This window comes from Ktedonobacteraceae bacterium (genome assembly GCA_035653615.1).
Classification (GTDB): Bacteria; Chloroflexota; Ktedonobacteria; order Ktedonobacterales; family Ktedonobacteraceae; genus DASRBN01.
In genome coordinates, this window is record DASRBN010000042.1 from 90,231 (window position 1) to 106,097 (window position 15,867).

The 15,867-nt window shown below is 52.0% G+C and carries 16 protein-coding genes; 13 read left to right on the forward strand and 3 right to left on the reverse strand.

What is annotated here, in order from left to right; genetic code table 11:
• Nucleotides 1-31: 31 nt before the first annotated feature.
• Entirely contained in the window at nucleotides 32-856 is an 825-nt protein-coding gene (locus VFA09_25910) for a GNAT family N-acetyltransferase (GenBank protein HZU70736.1), read from the reverse strand.
• A 389-nt stretch (nucleotides 857-1,245) separates the two neighbouring features.
• On the opposite strand from VFA09_25910, the gene VFA09_25915 reads away from it, so the two are divergent.
• From VFA09_25915 to VFA09_25940, 6 genes are all read left to right on the forward strand, one after another.
• Nucleotides 1,246-1,569 carry a hypothetical protein gene (locus VFA09_25915; protein ID HZU70737.1) on the forward strand — a complete coding sequence of 108 codons (324 nt, stop codon included), beginning with the start codon at nucleotides 1,246-1,248 and terminating at the stop codon, nucleotides 1,567-1,569.
• 37 nt (nucleotides 1,570-1,606) lie between these two features.
• On the forward strand, nucleotides 1,607-2,614 hold the full coding sequence (locus VFA09_25920; GenBank protein ID HZU70738.1) for a M48 family metallopeptidase: 1,008 nt from the start codon (nucleotides 1,607-1,609) through the stop codon (nucleotides 2,612-2,614).
• 2 nt (nucleotides 2,615-2,616) lie between these two features.
• Nucleotides 2,617-3,537: an EamA family transporter gene (locus VFA09_25925; protein ID HZU70739.1), complete on the forward strand. Its 921-nt coding sequence runs from the start codon at nucleotides 2,617-2,619 to the stop codon at nucleotides 3,535-3,537.
• A 75-nt stretch (nucleotides 3,538-3,612) separates the two neighbouring features.
• The gene (locus VFA09_25930) at nucleotides 3,613-4,659 is read left to right on the forward strand and encodes a proline racemase family protein (GenBank protein ID HZU70740.1); all 1,047 of its coding nucleotides are present in this window, start codon (nucleotides 3,613-3,615) and stop codon (nucleotides 4,657-4,659) included.
• Nucleotides 4,660-4,762: 103 nt separating this feature from the next.
• A complete protein-coding gene (locus VFA09_25935) occupies nucleotides 4,763-5,413 on the forward strand; it encodes a GNAT family N-acetyltransferase (GenBank protein HZU70741.1) in 651 nt (216 codons plus the stop codon).
• 23 nt (nucleotides 5,414-5,436) lie between these two features.
• Complete coding sequence (locus VFA09_25940) at nucleotides 5,437-6,033, forward strand: hypothetical protein (protein ID HZU70742.1); 597 nt, start codon at nucleotides 5,437-5,439, stop codon at nucleotides 6,031-6,033.
• A gap of 64 nt (nucleotides 6,034-6,097) precedes the next feature.
• Here the strand turns inward: VFA09_25940 and VFA09_25945 are convergent, their stop codons facing one another.
• Together VFA09_25945 and glgB are read right to left on the reverse strand one after the other, a co-directional pair.
• Nucleotides 6,098-7,003: a TIGR00730 family Rossman fold protein gene (locus VFA09_25945; GenBank protein ID HZU70743.1), complete on the reverse strand. Its 906-nt coding sequence runs from the start codon at nucleotides 7,001-7,003 to the stop codon at nucleotides 6,098-6,100.
• Nucleotides 6,990-9,017: a 1,4-alpha-glucan branching protein GlgB gene (gene glgB, locus VFA09_25950; GenBank protein ID HZU70744.1), complete on the reverse strand. Its 2,028-nt coding sequence runs from the start codon at nucleotides 9,015-9,017 to the stop codon at nucleotides 6,990-6,992. Before glgB ends, VFA09_25945 begins: the two co-directional genes overlap by 14 nt.
• Before the next feature lie 225 nt (nucleotides 9,018-9,242).
• On the opposite strand from glgB, the gene VFA09_25955 reads away from it, so the two are divergent.
• The 7 genes from VFA09_25955 (at nucleotide 9,243) to VFA09_25985 (ending at nucleotide 15,507) form a co-directional block, all read left to right on the forward strand.
• The gene (locus tag VFA09_25955; protein ID HZU70745.1) at nucleotides 9,243-10,304 is read left to right on the forward strand and encodes an L-erythro-3,5-diaminohexanoate dehydrogenase; all 1,062 of its coding nucleotides are present in this window, start codon (nucleotides 9,243-9,245) and stop codon (nucleotides 10,302-10,304) included.
• A 16-nt stretch (nucleotides 10,305-10,320) separates the two neighbouring features.
• Entirely contained in the window at nucleotides 10,321-11,409 is a 1,089-nt protein-coding gene (locus VFA09_25960) for a hypothetical protein (GenBank protein ID HZU70746.1), read from the forward strand.
• Between the two features lie 219 nt (nucleotides 11,410-11,628).
• On the forward strand, nucleotides 11,629-12,183 hold the full coding sequence (locus VFA09_25965) for a hypothetical protein (GenBank protein ID HZU70747.1): 555 nt from the start codon (nucleotides 11,629-11,631) through the stop codon (nucleotides 12,181-12,183).
• A gap of 182 nt (nucleotides 12,184-12,365) precedes the next feature.
• The gene (locus VFA09_25970) at nucleotides 12,366-12,764 is read left to right on the forward strand and encodes a TraR/DksA family transcriptional regulator (GenBank protein ID HZU70748.1); all 399 of its coding nucleotides are present in this window, start codon (nucleotides 12,366-12,368) and stop codon (nucleotides 12,762-12,764) included.
• A 95-nt stretch (nucleotides 12,765-12,859) separates the two neighbouring features.
• Nucleotides 12,860-13,471 (forward strand): signal peptidase II, encoded by a 612-nt coding sequence (gene lspA / locus VFA09_25975; GenBank protein ID HZU70749.1) that lies wholly within the window; start codon nucleotides 12,860-12,862, stop codon nucleotides 13,469-13,471.
• Nucleotides 13,458-14,411, forward strand: coding sequence for an RluA family pseudouridine synthase (locus tag VFA09_25980; protein ID HZU70750.1), 954 nt, complete (start codon nucleotides 13,458-13,460; stop codon nucleotides 14,409-14,411). Before lspA ends, VFA09_25980 begins: the two co-directional genes overlap by 14 nt.
• A 280-nt stretch (nucleotides 14,412-14,691) precedes the next feature.
• Complete coding sequence (locus VFA09_25985; GenBank protein HZU70751.1) at nucleotides 14,692-15,507, forward strand: hypothetical protein; 816 nt, start codon at nucleotides 14,692-14,694, stop codon at nucleotides 15,505-15,507.
• Nucleotides 15,508-15,867: the final 360 nt, after the last annotated feature.

Consider the following 15,867-nt stretch of genomic DNA (forward strand, 5'->3'; position numbering starts at 1 on the left):
AAAATCTTTGATGGTAACTGCCGTCGTCCAATTACTCAGTTGTCCCTTGCCAGAAGTAGGCCTGAAACGTGCAATACTCCTGAAATCCCAGGCGGCGATAGAGGTGCAGACCCATCGGCGAGGATTGTAACGTGCCAATATGATAGCCCCAGGTTCGCGCTTGTAATAATGGAGCCACCGTCAGAGCGCTTCCAATCCCTTGATGCCGGACTTCTGGTAGCGTGGCCACATTGTATATTCCCGCCACACCTCCCGCGAGATACAGCAATGAGGTGGCTACTGGCTGATCTGCAAGCAGACCAAGATAATAATGAGCGGATGGATCATCCGTAAAACCATGCCTGGACACCAACTCTAAGAGGAGCGCCAGCCCCTCCTGTGGAATATCCGAACCGGCGGTCATGATACGAAGCCAGATTCGCAATGCTTCAGCGTCATGGATGCGTTCGATGGTTAGGGATGGTGGCAAGAAAACGGCTTCATCCAGGGCTTGCAGTTCAATGGCCATTCCAGGTGCCTCGTCCCCAAGCATCCAGCCACGCGCCTGGAGGTGACGGCCTAAATCCACTGGACGAGTGGATGGACCAATTAACCAGGCCATAGGAACCTGTTTAGTGGAGAACTCTCGCAGGTGCGCACCCAGAATCTCCTCCAGGCGGTCCTCCGGAAAGCGAGCATTGACGATTCCATTGGCGAGATGAAAAGGAAGGCCTGAAAAAAACCAGAGCAGATGAGGCTCTTCATATACCTGTGCTCCAAGTCCATGCGCGAAGTGTATCCATGCCGCGTGGGTATTGATCTCCATAGCATTGACGAGGGAAGAGGCAGAGAAATCTTTCAACACCGGATGTATCATATACTTTTCCTTCTTCTAGTGGAGCAGCAACTCCCAATCTCTCATGAGCTACTTTTCTTCAGGATACGGAGAAAACAGATGGCGAGCGTGATCAATGCTTCGCCCTGGGATAGACAAGCATACGCGTGAAAGCCAGATTGGCGCGCGTTCTTTACAGAAGAGCATAGCACATGATGGTGTATTTGTCAATGTTTCTACATAAATATAGCATGTATAAATAATTGTTACACACTATTCTAGTAGAAAATAGCGAATGAAAAATGTGAAAAGGCATGAGCGTCTCCAAAAACGCAATCTTTCGACATTTACCTCGTAGCTCTTGCTCAGTCTGGGGAAAAATATGTTATACTCTAAATATGCCGGTCCGTTATTAGACGAGGAGGGCCTCCATGGAGCAACCTGCGCCGCGTGCCAGATATGATGAGTTTGCCGAACAATTTACATCTGTCCTGTATGACAACTGGTCAGATATTCTCGTGATCATCAATCGACAATCGCCCCGTATTGCCGCTCTGCTGAAAGTGGCAACGCCTTCGGGCCTGAAACGCATCAATGGGAGCTGGCATATACAGGTAATGATCAAACGGGTGGTGCAGCGTGACAAGCTGCGTCAACCACGTGATAATGAAGTCGTGGCCCAGGCGATCCGGACATGGGCGCACTCAGCAGCTCAATTGAAACTCCCACGCGTGACGGTGAATTTCGAATTCTAAATCATAACAATCGCCTGGCTTAAGAAGGAGCCTCCCTATGTCTACGGCTCAACCGAAAGTGCGAAGGCGCTTTCCCGGCTTGAATGTTGCTGCCCTGCAACACCCTTATGACCGTGCTGCCCTTGGCGCGCTACAGAAAGTTCCTGGCCTGGATATTGTGGTGCGCAAATTCATTGAACTGTATCCCGAACGTGTTGCCTATATTATCAATGTCGCGCAAACAGTGCGCGTCTCCAAATTGCAGTGTTCACAATTGTATGCCCAACTCCAGGAGGCCTGTGCCATCCTTGATGTGGCTGAACCTGAGTTGTATGTCGCTCAAAATCCTATCCCCAATGCCATTACAAGTGGGAGTAGTCATCCCTATATTATTTTAACTAGCGGTCTGCTCGATCTATTGAACGAAGATGAGATGCTGGCTGTGATTGCTCATGAACTCGGCCACATTAAATCTGGGCATGTGCTTTATAAGACGATGGCTCGCGGTATCAGCCGGGGGCTTTCGATTATCGGAGACTTGACGCTAGGCATCGGACGCCTGGTCGGGCGAACGCTGGAGGCCACATTGCTCGAATGGGATCGCAAATCGGAATTTACCGCCGATCGTGCTGCCTTGCTGGTCGTACAGGACCCGCATGTAATGCTCACGCTGCTGATGAAATTTGCGGGTGGCTCGCTTTTCCAGCGTAATGAAATGAATCCACAAGAATTTTTAAAGCAGGCCGATCTGTATGAAGAGGTCGATGCAAGTATGCTCAATCGCATCTATAAACTGATGGTAGTAACAGCCGTGAACCATCCTCTCACCATTGTGCGCGCCAGGGAGATTCTCAACTGGTCGGACAGCCGCGAATACAAGGATATTCTCGAAGGCAACTATCCGCGCGCGAAAAGCTCGATAGAGAATCTTTCCGGCAATGCGGCAATGAATAATGCTACCGCATCACCAAAATATGCAGAGAATGGCCTGATTCGCTGCCCGCATTGCAACCGCGAACAAACGAACCAGCGCTTTTGCAGCCTCTGCGGAGGTGCCATAGCATAAGCATGCGGGGGAGAAAGAGTAACAGCTATCGCCTGGTCGGTTATCTGATGATAGCTACAGCGGCAAGTCTTTTCGGCCTCAATGGCAACCTGTCACGGCTTCTTTTCGATGATGGTATTTCTCCTATTACACTCGTCGAATTTCGCATGCTGATTGGCGCGCTATGCCTTTTCTCGGTTTTACTCATTAGCCAGCGAAAAGGATTGAAGTTGCCACGTCACAGCTGGGGATGGATTGTGGCATTTGGCCTCTCGTTGGCATTGGTTACCTATACCTATTTCGTCGCGATCAGCCGTTTGCCGCTGGCAATAGCGCTGGTCATACAATTTACTGCCCCGGCATGGATGGTACTTGGGGTGGCAATCTGGCGCAGGCATTTACCCTCGCTCTATGTACTTGCGGCACTGGGACTGACCTTCGGCGGTGTTTTCCTGCTGACTGGCCTCTGGCACGCCAGCCTTAATGGTCTGGATCCGTTAGGCCTGGTCTATTGTCTGTTTGCTGTCGTTGCCTACATCGCCTATCTCCTGCTGGGACGCCAGGTCGGTAAGTATGTACCGTCACTGACTGCCACAGCCTATGGTGCATTAGTAGCAAGTATATTCTGGTTTAGCGTGCAGCCACCCTGGGCTGTTCCGCACAATACCTGGAGTGCAGGTCATCTCTTCTTGATTCTGTTGGTAGGTATCATTGGTATGGCAATCCCATTCTGGCTTGTACTAGGCTCGCTCAGACGTATTGATGCGCCGCGTGTTGGCATCGCAAGTATGCTCGAGCTGGTAGCGGGCGGGATCATTGCGTACTTCTGGTTGGGCCAACTACTGGACGTATTGCAGATTGTAGGATGTGTGCTGGTGATGGGAGGCGTAATCATTTTACAATATGAAAGTTCGGAGGTTCCCGAAGTGAAAATTGTTGAGTAATTAAAATTTCTTATAGCCATCTGCTACAAATTCAACACCGCTAACCGGAAAAAATAAAGCCAAAGGAGCTACCCAATGGAACTCAACTGGAATCGCTACCGGCCAGCAGCAGGTGCCAACATCATCACGACGCTGGATTTGCACACGGCAGGCGAACCTTTTCGCATCGTTATAGGAGGAATGCCTGAGCTGAAAGGCTCGACGATACTGGAACTCCGGCGCTATATGCGAGAGCACTTTGATCATATTCGGCGAGCATTAATGTGGGAGCCGCGGGGTCACTTTGATATGTATGGCTGCATTCTCACACCGCCGGTATCGCCCGGGGCAGATCTCGGCGTGCTCTTCATGCATAACGAAGGCTACAGCACGATGTGTGGACATGGCACAATTGCCCTGGCAACCGCGCTACTGGAAACAGGTGCGTTAGAAGCAAAAGGGCGGGAAACGCCCGTCAATTTCGACACACCGGCTGGATTAGTACGTGCCACTATTCACCTGGACAGCGAGGGCCACGTAGAACATGTCTCGTTTCTGAATGTACCGTCATTCCTGTATGCTCGCGACCTCAAAGTGGAATTGCCGCGTTATGGACATGTCAGCGTAGATGTGGCATTTGGTGGAGCTTTCTATGCGATAGCCGCCGCCGAGCAGGTAGGCTTAAAAGTGGAGCCGGGACAAATCGAACAACTCGTTGCGGCAGGCGAGGCGATTACACAGGCAGTAAACACCACTCTGGCTATCCAGCATCCGATTGAAGAGGATCTCGGCTTCCTCTATGGTACAATTCTCACCGGGCCGCCTGAAAATCCTGCCCATCACAGCCGCAATCTCTGCGTTTTCGGCAACGCAGAGGCGGATCGCTCACCCACAGGCACGGGGGTCTCTGCCCGGCTGGCACTGTTGCACGCTAAAGGCGAAATCGGTGAGGATCAGGAAATCGCAATTGAAAGTATCCTGGGGAAAGCAAGCGTGTTTGGTGGTAGAATTGTGGGACGAGCAAAAGTTGGGCAGTATGACGCGGTCATACCCGAAGTAAGTGGCAGAGCCTTTATTACTGGCCGCCACGAGTTCATTATTGACCCGCGAGATGAACTGGGACAAGGATTTCTGATTGTCTAGTGCCTTTCCGCTTGACTTTCTCAGGTTTGAGAGTATACTCTGCCTACAGAGAAACAGCAGGAACTGGACCTTTCCCAGACCTCCCGGTGGGGATTGAAAGGACATGACGCTTCCATTTGCAAATAGCGAGCAGCCTCTGGGCACTTTCTGGCAGATGAGCCTCGCCTCATCTCCGGCAGTTGAGATTTCACCTCGTGTGCCTGCGAACTTCAAGCAGGTCGGCGCTGAAGAGACTCCTGCGCTTGCCCAGGCGATGGGAAATACCGAAACAACAGAAGTGCTTCGCCGCTTCTCTACTGGACGGCGCTGTTACGCGGCTATGGTTGGCAATGTCCTTGCCGCCTATGGCTGGGTAAGCCTTGAGGAAGAGGAAATTGGAGAACTTCACCTGCACATCCGTCTTGCCAGAGGTGAAGCCTACATCTGGGACTGTGCCACGATACCAGCATATCGCGGACAGCGCCTTTATCCTGCACTACTAACCTACATTGCGAGACAATTGCAAAGCGAGGGCCTGAGCCGGATATGGATTGGGGCCGATAGCGATAATTACGCCTCCCAAACCGGCATGGCTCTTGCCGGTTTCCAGCCGATTGCAGATATCGTCGATACTTGCGTGCTGGCTCTGCGCCGCCTCTGGCTGCGGGGGCGACCAGGTGTGCCCGAAGACCTCGTGGCAGATATACGACGGATGGTATATGGCGATCGCGCTTTCGCCTGGCAAGAAGCCGCATCACACATTAGCCAGAAGTAGGGATGATTATTAAGGAGGCTCCAATGCCTATTGAACTGGAAACAACCATTATCACGGTTATTGTGGCACTGATCGTCGGGCTTCTGACAGCGGCAGGCTCCTATATCATTGGCTCCAGGCAACTGAAACAAAACGACGAAAAAACGCACCGGGAGTTGGAACTAGAACTCAATAGGCTTCGAGAGGAGCAAAAACAATGGATAACCAATCTGCAATCCGCCTATGAACTGGAAAAATACAAAGCTCGCATTACCTCATATCCCGAAGTATTCACCATTATCGGGAGGTTATCCCACAAAGCAAAGGTACCGGCAACAGCAGAACACGCGAAAGCCATTGCTGAAGAACTGAATGAATGGCTCTATTCGACCGGAGGCATGGTCGCAGAGCCAGGTACGCGCGGTGCTCTTTTGAAGCTTCGCGATGCCTGTTTCACATGGAATAAACGCAGAGAAAGGCCAGACGACCTCTATAAATGGCGAAGCTATTCTTTGCTTCTGCTGAGAAACGACTTAGGCATCAAGGGGCTTGAGTCTTTTGACTATGGTCAAATGGCCTCCCTCATTGAAAGAGTGAAAGAAGAGGTCAACCGGGCCACTCAAGAGGATATCTTCGTGTGAAGAATATCCCCTTCATCCCAGGATCGCGATAACGCTACTGCATCACAAAGTCACAAATTAAGGCTCAACGGATAAATTGTTCCCTGACGCTCCCCGGATGAACGCGTTCCTGGCGATAGCTCTCCTGGTAGGCATCGATGACAATCTTGCAAATCTCCCTGGGGTCATCGGAAAGCAGCAGTAATCCGGCATCCTGGGGCAGGATTTTTTCTGAGGCCAGCATTGTGTCGCGGATCCAGTTGATCAGTCCGGCCCAATACTTTGAGTCGTAGAGGATTACTGGAAAGTGGCTCACCTTCTTTGTTTGAATCAATAACAGGGCTTCGAAGAGTTCGTCCATGGTGCCGAAACCACCGGGGAAGATGATAAAAGCCTCGGCGTATTTGACGAACATCGTTTTACGCACAAAGAAGTATTTAAAGTCAAGCGAGATATCGAGATAATCGTTTGGCCCTTGTTCGAAAGGCAGCTCGATGTTGCAACCTATGGATACGTTACCACCCTCCTGCGCCCCCTTATTGCCGGCCTCCATGATACCGGGGCCGCCACCGGTGATGATACCAAATCCGGCCTGGGCAAGTAAGCGCGCCGTCTCCACGGCAGCAATGTAGGCCGGATCATCTGGCTTTGTGCGCGCAGAGCCAAAGATGGCTACCGAGGGTGGAATATGCGAAAGCGCATCGAAGCCCTCCACAAACTCGCTCATGATGCGAAAAACACGCCAGGGATCAGTGCTGGTGAAATCAAAATGTATGGCGCGATCAAGGGCATGCTCATCTTCCTTGACCTGCTCCTGCGGCTCCGGCTGTGATGGGCTGACTAGCTTTCTCGCGGGACGATAGAGTAAGCGTTCGTCCTCGGTTGAAGCTCCCTGGGGACGGAACTGACGATAGCGAAACGTAGATTTCCCATTTTTCTTGCCATTGTTGCGACCATTATTGTTATTGTTACGACCGTTATTTCGACTCATCGATACTATTCCCTTCTTCCGTACTAATTTGCCGCCGCTTCAAAATTACTGTACTAAGAGGTGGCAGGGTTAGTAGTATAGAATGCGGACAGGACTGCCAATAAATAGGCCCGCTCGGCATCGGTTGTTTGTTCTCCAGCCCGCTGCCACCATAGCGCTGTGCGTCACTGTTCATTATCTCGTAATATTCACCTGCCCGTGGTACGCCAAGTCGATACCCATGACGCGGTATAGGGGTGAAGTTACAAACGAATAGAAGCGTGTCCTCCGCCTTATGGCTGCGCCTCATAAAGGAGATGACGCTGTTATCTGAATCATGTGGATCGATCCATAAAAATCCCTCCGGGTCGGTATCCAATACTGTGAACGCAGGCTCCTTTTGATAGAGGGCGTTCAGGTCGCGCACGAAATCGCGCAGCTGGGCATGAAATGGGCTGCTGGGTGGTTCGAGCAGGTGCCAATCCAGGCTCTCCTTGAAGTTCCACTCGCTCCACTGTCCGAATTCGCCGCCCATAAAAAGCAATTTCTTGCCCGGATGCCCCCACATATAGCCGAAGAAGGCGCGTATACTGGCAAAGCGCTGCCAGAGGTCGCCGGGCATCTTGTTGATCAACGAGCCCTTGATGTGTACAACCTCATCATGAGACAGCGGCAGAATGAAGTTCTCTGAATATGCATACATGAGAGAAAAGGTAATGTAATTATGATGATAGCGCCTGTAAATGGGATCGAGATGCATGTACTCCAACATGTCATGCATCCAGCCCATGTTCCATTTAAATGTGAAGCCTAAGCCACCAACATAGGTGGGACGTGTTACCAGCGGCCAGGAAGTGGACTCTTCTGCGATAGTTGCCGTTCCGGGCTGCTCCGCATAGACGGCCTCATTCAATTGGCGCAGGAAATTCACAGCCTCCAGGTGTTCTCTACCACCATACTGGTTGGTGACCCATTCGCCTGATCTGCGCATATAATCAAGATAGAGCATGGATGCTACCGCGTCGACGCGCAGGCCGTCAATGTGGTATTCCCGCAACCAGAAGAGAGCGCTGGCAATGAGGAAGTTGCGCACTTCGCTACGGCCATAGTCGAAGACATAGGTTCCCCATTCTTTGTGTTCACCCTTGCGTGAGTCAGCATACTCATAAAGGTGGGTGCCATCAAAGTAGCTCAAGGCATAGCCATCCTTGGGAAAATGCGAAGGAACCCAATCGAGGAACACACCAATGCCCTGCTGGTGCATATAATCCACGAAGTACTGGAAGTCTTCAGGCGTGCCGAAACGACTCGTCGGCGCGTAGTAGCCGGTGACCTGGTAACCCCACGAGCCATCATAGGGATATTCAGTAATCGGCATAAGCTCGATATGGGTGAATCCCATATCTTTGACATATTGCGCCAGCTCCACCGCCAGCTCACGATAGGTCAGGAAGCGGTCTTCTTCAGGCGCTCCTTCAACATGGCGCTCAGGAATATGCTTCCAGGACCCCAGGTGTACCTCGTAAATCGAGATGGGTGCGTTCAAGTCCTGATGCCTGCCGCGCTGATCCATCCAGGCATCATCCCCCCATTGGTGCTGGTGGATGCTGGCGACGATGCTGGCATTGTTCGGACGCAGTTCGAAAGCAAAACCGTAGGGGTCGGTCTTATCGATGGCATAATGGTTGTAACGCGAGAGGATAGCGTATTTGTAGATGATTCCTTCCTTCAGGCCGGGGATAAAGCATTCCCAGATGCCCAGGTCGTTGTGCCGCAGGTGCATCGGATGAGCGCTACGATTCCAGCCGTTGAAATCTCCTATCACCGAGACAGTGCGCGCGTTGGGAGCCCAGACGGCGAAATTGACGCCCTCGACGCCATTGAAAGTGGCGGGATGGGCACCCATCTTCTCATAGATACGGTAATGCTTGCCCTGCCCAAACAGATACAGGTCAAAATCGGTGAAGATCGTCGGCATATCTTGCCCAATGACCTCTAGCTTTTCCGGCGCACCATGCTGCTGCGGTACTGTCATTACCTGAACTCCTGGCATTACTACAAATATTCTTCTATAAAACAAACGTTCCAAACGAGTTGGTATCAAATATATTTTGCATGCATAAGCATATCATAAGTGGGAAGAGTTATGAGTACGTTGCGCTGCAAGCTTTGCCCAGGGCTGTTAGCTCCCCCTTTACCATATTACGTTTGATATCGTATGATGGTTCCTGACGATATACATAACGCAGGAGAATCCTCTATGCAGCTAATTCCCGGCCAGGATAGTTTTTTTGATCTTGGCGTTCATCGTGTAATAGAACCAGGAGGAACGCTGCCCCAGCCTGCCTGGAAACTCGATAATACTCCTATTGCGCGCCCATCCGAAACGCTGGTTAACGTACATGCGCTGCACATCGATTCGGCCAGCTTCACACAGATAGCAATTGCATGTGATCGCGATTCCACCCGCATAAGAAAGCACATCCTGGATATTGTGGCACAGCGCGGCAAAATGCATAATCCCGTTACCGGCTCCGGCGGCGTCCTGATTGGGACAATACAGGAACTCGACGAGGTATTCGGCAAAACTCATGGATTGGCTATAGGAGATACCATTGTGAGCCTCACCTCGTTAAGCTGGTTACCATTGTATTTAGAGACTATTTTTGCTATCCACCCGGAGCGTTGCGAGGTAGAGGTTCGCGGCAAGGCGATATTTTTCCGCGGCAATCCGGTCAGCAAACTTCCAGGGGATCTGCCACAGTCCATCGTAGTTGCAGCCCTCGACGTGGCAGGCGCTCCCGCGCGAGTTTCGACGCTGGTAAGCCCGGGCATGCGCGTCACGGTGCTGGGAGCAGGAGGCACCGCCGGGCTACTGACCCTGTGCGCCATACGACAAAAATTTGGAAGGAATGGGCAGATCATTGCTATCGAGTACAGCGAAAAAGCGCTGCGAGATATCGAGACTTTAAAGGTTGCTGATGTCCTTGTCCAGGGCGATGCAACATGTCCGCTTGAACTGGTCGAGCGGGTAAGAACAGCTTGCGGGAAGTCTGACTACCAGGCGCATCTCGCGATCAACGTGGTGAATGTTCCCAATACTGAGTTTGCTACTATCCTGCTGACCCGGGCGGATGGTCGTATTCTCTTCTTCAGCATGGCCACAAGTTTTACTGTGGCAGCATTAGGCGCCGAGGGCATGGCCCGCCAGGTCGAGATGCATATCGGCAATGGCTATATGCCAGATCATGGAGGAGTTGCGCTACAACTCTTGCGCGACTATCCCGGCCTGCGTGAGATCTTTACGAGACGCTTTGGCTAGAGGATTATGAAAAGATATGGCACCCCACCTGGCTCAAATTGTAGCGAAAGCGAACGTATCAAGCCTCTCCCTTATAGGTCTGGCAAAAAACGTCGGCAAAACGACTACGACTAATCACCTGCTGGCATCGCTGCTTGCCCAGGGCCTCTATCGTGCCAGCGAACTCGCATTGACCTCTTTGGGCCTGGATGGTGAAGCCGTCGATGCATTGACCGGCCTGCCGAAACCACGTTATGTGCCGCAACCCGGAATGCTGGTAGCGACCACCGCCGAACTGCTACGCCTGGCCGAAAACGAAGGAGTGCAGGTCGAGCGCTTGCAGCAACTTCCTGGCAGGACGGCGCTCGGCCCAGTTGTACTGGCCCGTATCATAGAGCCTGGACGGGTGATCATTGCCGGTCCGACGCTGCTACGTGACTTGCGAAGTGCCCTGGACAAAATGCAGGAGTTCGGCGCTCGTCTAAGTATCGTCGATGGAGCGATTAACCGCCTGGGAGCGGCCTCACCGGAGATTACCGATGCCTGCATTCTCTGTACAGGAGCCAGCGCGGCAGCAACGCCTGCACTGGTAGCCAGGCGCACCGCCGGTATTCTGAGCCAGCTAACAATAAAGCAAACGCCATGGATACAGGCTCATAAGAATTATGCGTCCCAGGCTCGCCTCCTCATGTTTTGCCCTCATGATGCTGGCGAAACTATCGCAGTCTACTCAGGCTTGACCGAGCCTATGTCAGAGGCAGCATGGATCGTGACACAAATGGGCGCGTACAATCATCCCGTGTTTATCCTGAACGGCGCTCTAAGCGAGGAATTGGCGAAGGCCCTACTTGCGCATCTCTCGACAAGTCCTTCATATGCTCGTGGCTTGCTAACGATCAAAAACGCGACCAAAATTCTCTGCCATATCAGCACACTACAAAAACTAGAAGGAAAAGGGCTGCAAGTGCAGGCCCTTCAATCTATCAACATACTGGCACTCACTATTAACCCCTACACCCCAGAATATGCCTGCACATCTCAGCAGCTAATGGACGCGCTACTGGAGGAACTGCCGGCTCAGCATCCGCCGGCCATTGACGTAGTTTCTGGATTGTATAGCAGTTGAGTCATGTAACCGCGTAGCGTATGTATTTGCAGAAGGAAGCAAATAGCATTGTCTCATCAGCGCGATTTGCTTTCCTCCGGCAGAGCGACGGCAGCTCCGTTCTAGCGGCTCCGAATGGAGCCGCCGTCAATCGCTGCTCAAATACCTACTGTACAGTATATCCAAAGATACGATCAGAATAAACTCCTACACCGCTCTTTACTCTTATGGAGGTAGTATATGACTTATACGAAGCGCTTTTTGTTTATTATAACAGGCATTTTGATTGCAATGCTCATCGCCGCCTGCGGCAACAGCACAAGCAGCGGCAGTCGCTATGGCAGTAGCGGCGCTGGTTCAACGCCAACAGCCGGCAGCAATGGATCTACAAGTATCATTAAGACGGCCTCGATGACCATTAACGGCAAAACGGAGACGATCTTAACGAATGCGCAGGGCATGACGCTGTACTATCGCACAAGCGATACTGCCACATCAGTCTGTAGCGGTGCTTGCGCGCAGGCCTGGCCCCCACTGTTATTCAGCGGATCAGGTGCTCCCACCGGCTCCGGTACCCTGGCAGGGAGTTTGACGGTGAGCACAAACGTCAATGGGCAACAGGTCGAATACAATGGCCACCCATTATATACCTACACAGGCGATACAAGCCCTGGCCAGGCGAACGGTGAGGGATTTGGAGGTGTATGGTTCGTAGTTCCTACTGACCTGGCACCATCTAGTAGCGCAACCGGGACGCCCTCAAATAGTGGGTATGGCGGCTATGGTAACCCATAGGAGAAAATTTTCTTCGCTTGCTCTCGTCAACGGGAAGCCCTGGTATTGCTACTGCCAGAGCTTCCCTTTTTATTGCGAACAGGAGGGATAGTATCTGGCTTGAAACGCTAAAGTAAGATAAAATGTGTCATAGTTGACGAAGCGGATGGCAGAGATGAAGCAAATAGAAAGGAATATACGATATGACTATTGACTTACAAAAGATGCGAGAACGGCTTGAAGCCAGGCGCGATGAACTGCAAGCAGAAATAGCCGGGTTGACGGAGGCCCATCCAACGCCGGTTGATCCCAATGAAGCCAGCGAGGGTCCACAAGACTTTGAAGAGACCGCCGTGGATTTCCTGGAGACGCAGCAAGAGCAGTCCCTGCTGGTAAACGAGCAGGCTCTGCTTACCCAAGTATTGGGTGCGCTGAAGCGTATCGACGAGGGTACCTATGGGAAATGTGTGAATTGCGGTCGGCCCATCCCTGAAAAACGCCTGGAGGCAATTCCGTGGGCAGAACGCGATGTGCAATGCGAGGCACAACTTGAGCAGCGGAACCTGAGCAGGGAAGAGCTTTATCCCGACGATACCCAGTAACTATGAAAAGTTTGCACCATCTTTTCAACCCACGGTGAATCGGGTACAATACACGTACCCACTCACCGCGGGAGAAGGAAGGAAAAAGAGATATCGTGACTTTTACACGCGCGCGAATTTTTGATGCGCTGGCACTACTCACTGTAATAATCGTAGTTACACTGGACCAGTGGACAAAGGCCCTGGTCGTCCAGCATCTAAGCCCACCAGATATCGGCCCTCGCATCCCACTGGTAGGCGATTACCTTGTACTCTTCTACATTCGCAATAACGGGGCTGCATTCAGCCTGTTTGATAATAACAGTATCGCATTGGTTGTGCTGATCGCCGCTGCCATCGCTATCATTGTCTATCTCTACCTGCGCATGCTTAACTCGGGACCGTTAGTATATAAACTCATCTTCGGTATGATCATTGGTGGAGCTGTGAGCAACCTGATTGATAGGGCACATCATAGCGGGTACGTGGTCGACTTCATCTCCTTCCGCATTCCCCAGATCGGTTTCTACTTTGCGGTCTTTAACCTCGCGGATGCCGCCATCTCCGTTGGAGTTTTCTTACTCTTCGTCGTCGTCCTCTTCAGCAGCTTGCGCAGGCCAGAAGAGAAACAGGGAAGCGCGATTCCCCAAAAAATTGATGATGGTCAGGCTGCTACGACAGGTAGAAGCCAGATAAGCCACTCCAAAGAGCAAGATGCACAACCCTGATTCGCCCTTAGCAGATAGTGAGCATACCTGGAAGATCCAGCCGCAGGAGGCAGGTCAAAGGCTGGATCGTTACCTGGTAGGCGTGTTGCAAGACCTCTCGCGCACCGCCATCCAGCAGCTGGTGATTGATGGCAAGGTTCTTGTCAATGGAAGGCCAGGCAAGCCTGGTCATATGCTTCGCAGCGGCGACGAAGTAAGGGCATTGAAAACCACGCCTGAAAGCCGGCAGGGAAGCATCCGGCCCAGCAAGGCGCCCCTGGATATCGTTTATGAGGACCCGGATTTGCTGGTCGTCAACAAGGCGGCCGGCGTAGTTGTGCATCCTGCGCCGGGACATCACGAGGATACGCTGGTCAACGCGCTGCTGGACTATTATCCTGATCTGAAAGAAGTGGGCGCCGAGCTACGGCCAGGAATCGTACACCGCCTCGACAAGGATACATCAGGACTAATGATCGTCGCGAAAAATGCGCGCACGCAGGCGGCCCTGATGGAGCAAATGAGGCGGCACCAGGTCGTGAAACGATACCTGGCGCTGGTGGAGGGAGTTGTAGCGCTGGATGCGGGGAGTATCGATGCCCCTATCGGGCGAGATATACGTCATCGCCAGCAAATGGCTATCACTGCGGTCGGCAGCAGGGAAGCGCGCACCCACTTTCGTGTATTGGAGCGCTTCTCTCGCCATACCCTTCTGCTCTTGCAATTAGAAACCGGCCGCACCCACCAGATTCGCGTGCATTTGAAGGCTATAGGACATCCCGTTGCCGGCGATCCAGTCTACGGAACCGGCAGTACTATTCGCGGTGTGGAGCTTGATCGCCAGTTCCTGCACGCGTACCAGCTCAAATTCACTCATCCCATCACCGGCGCACCTGTAGAGCTAGAAGCGCCTCTCCCAGACGATTTGCAAAGGGTTCTTGATGCCAGAAACTTCTTATAGCCGAAGATGAGATACGTAGCCAGAACAGATAGGGAAACTTGCATTATAGTCCCTTGAATATCGCTTGCCTGGCATGCTATAATACGGATGACGAACAAATCATCACAGGTTTGCGCACTTCGTTCTCTTAGCCGTCTTGTACAGCGTGTTCATTGCTAAAATCACGCGGCAAAGCTCCAATCGCAACCATCGCAATCAGGCATAGTTTGCCCTTATTTCTTGGCTTCACTTCTTGATAAAGTAATAGTCTGTGCTAATTGAGGAAAGGAGCAGATTTACTATGCCAACTTTAGCATCCACCGGCGAGATCACCCCAAAAAGTGCGCTGCGGCACCGCCCTATTGGGAAAGATACAGATGACGAGGGAAAGAGCCCGGCTATTCCACCGGTGTTACCGGTGGCGCAGCGGGCTTCCCGCAAGCGGCCAAAACACACAGAAGATGACGCAGAGATGAAACCGCAGCAGACAGAAGATGGTGTAGAGGTAAACGAATGGCAACGAGCGAGCGATGACAAAACACAGGGTGCTCGTACCCCGGATTCTACAAAGCGCGTCTCAACTGCGCCCAAGAGTCTTCCTAAACTGCCGCGGGTGGCGACTGCAGGAAATAAAAGGAGCTTTGCCTACAGGGCACATCCTTTGCTCTACCTGGGTGTGGGAATGATTGTTATGCTGGCCCTGTGGACGCTGCTGACCAGTGTGATTGGCTGGGCGAACACGACGATGGACGATATCCGTTATGGACGCCCACGCACTTTCCAGATAGATGCAGTAGTAGGGCACAATGATAGCCCGGCAAATCCCAGCCACTTCATTGCCATCAATTATAATAGTCGCATTGAGGTCATCGAGTTCCCGGGGGGAGATGCTTCAAAGGCCCGCATCTACCTCGGGCCACAGTTGTTCGGGTCAGGAGAAGACCTGGTGCCGGTAACGCTCAGCTTCGTCGATGTCAATGGAGATCACCGACCAGATATGATCATTCATTTCCAATCAACTCAAATTGTTTTTATCAACGATCAGGGAGGATTTCGTCCTCTACGCCCCGACGAACAACCTGCGGTGGAGCAGCTTCTGCAAAAACATGGTCTGTAGACATTTGCCGCCTCTAACATCATAGGGCCGGGAGTGTTCAGATACTACGAGAAGTGCCTGAACATTGCGCCGGCCCTACAATCTATCCTGCCATATATGTGGACACTCCCAATTAATCGGGTGTAGAATTACAGGATGAAGGCCCTAAATGAGCGAGCGTGACATGAGCAGCAAAGTAGCTCTCATGCCATTTCTTCACTCAGAGGCTAAAGTCCCATTTGAGGGCGTTTTACTTTATCGACCTCGTAACAGAAATCTTGTACCAGAAAATGACATCCGGTACAAGTTCTTCCTCTACTCATCTTCGCTTGTACCTGTGACTGTCCGTGCTATGAGGAAGATCATAGGAGAAAAGTCCTG

What these genes read in the sequence shown, in the direction of transcription:
- VFA09_25920 (HZU70738.1), top strand. Translation starts at nt 1,607, where the DNA reads ATGTCTACGGCTCAACCGAAAGTGCGAAGGCGCTTTCCCGGCTTGAAT.
- VFA09_25930 (HZU70740.1), top strand. Translation starts at nt 3,613, where the DNA reads ATGGAACTCAACTGGAATCGCTACCGGCCAGCAGCAGGTGCCAACATC.
- VFA09_25945 (HZU70743.1), bottom strand. Translation starts at nt 7,003, where the DNA reads ATGAGTCGAAATAACGGTCGTAACAATAACAATAATGGTCGCAACAAT.
- VFA09_25965 (HZU70747.1), top strand. Translation starts at nt 11,629, where the DNA reads ATGACTTATACGAAGCGCTTTTTGTTTATTATAACAGGCATTTTGATT.
- VFA09_25960 (HZU70746.1), top strand. Translation starts at nt 10,321, where the DNA reads ATGGCACCCCACCTGGCTCAAATTGTAGCGAAAGCGAACGTATCAAGC.
- VFA09_25915 (HZU70737.1), top strand. Translation starts at nt 1,246, where the DNA reads ATGGAGCAACCTGCGCCGCGTGCCAGATATGATGAGTTTGCCGAACAA.
- VFA09_25910 (HZU70736.1), bottom strand. Translation starts at nt 856, where the DNA reads ATGATACATCCGGTGTTGAAAGATTTCTCTGCCTCTTCCCTCGTCAAT.
- VFA09_25940 (HZU70742.1), top strand. Translation starts at nt 5,437, where the DNA reads ATGCCTATTGAACTGGAAACAACCATTATCACGGTTATTGTGGCACTG.
- glgB (HZU70744.1), bottom strand. Translation starts at nt 9,017, where the DNA reads ATGACAGTACCGCAGCAGCATGGTGCGCCGGAAAAGCTAGAGGTCATT.
- VFA09_25955 (HZU70745.1), top strand. Translation starts at nt 9,243, where the DNA reads ATGCAGCTAATTCCCGGCCAGGATAGTTTTTTTGATCTTGGCGTTCAT.
- VFA09_25970 (HZU70748.1), top strand. Translation starts at nt 12,366, where the DNA reads ATGACTATTGACTTACAAAAGATGCGAGAACGGCTTGAAGCCAGGCGC.
- VFA09_25925 (HZU70739.1), top strand. Translation starts at nt 2,617, where the DNA reads ATGCGGGGGAGAAAGAGTAACAGCTATCGCCTGGTCGGTTATCTGATG.
- VFA09_25935 (HZU70741.1), top strand. Translation starts at nt 4,763, where the DNA reads ATGACGCTTCCATTTGCAAATAGCGAGCAGCCTCTGGGCACTTTCTGG.
- VFA09_25980 (HZU70750.1), top strand. Translation starts at nt 13,458, where the DNA reads ATGCACAACCCTGATTCGCCCTTAGCAGATAGTGAGCATACCTGGAAG.
- VFA09_25985 (HZU70751.1), top strand. Translation starts at nt 14,692, where the DNA reads ATGCCAACTTTAGCATCCACCGGCGAGATCACCCCAAAAAGTGCGCTG.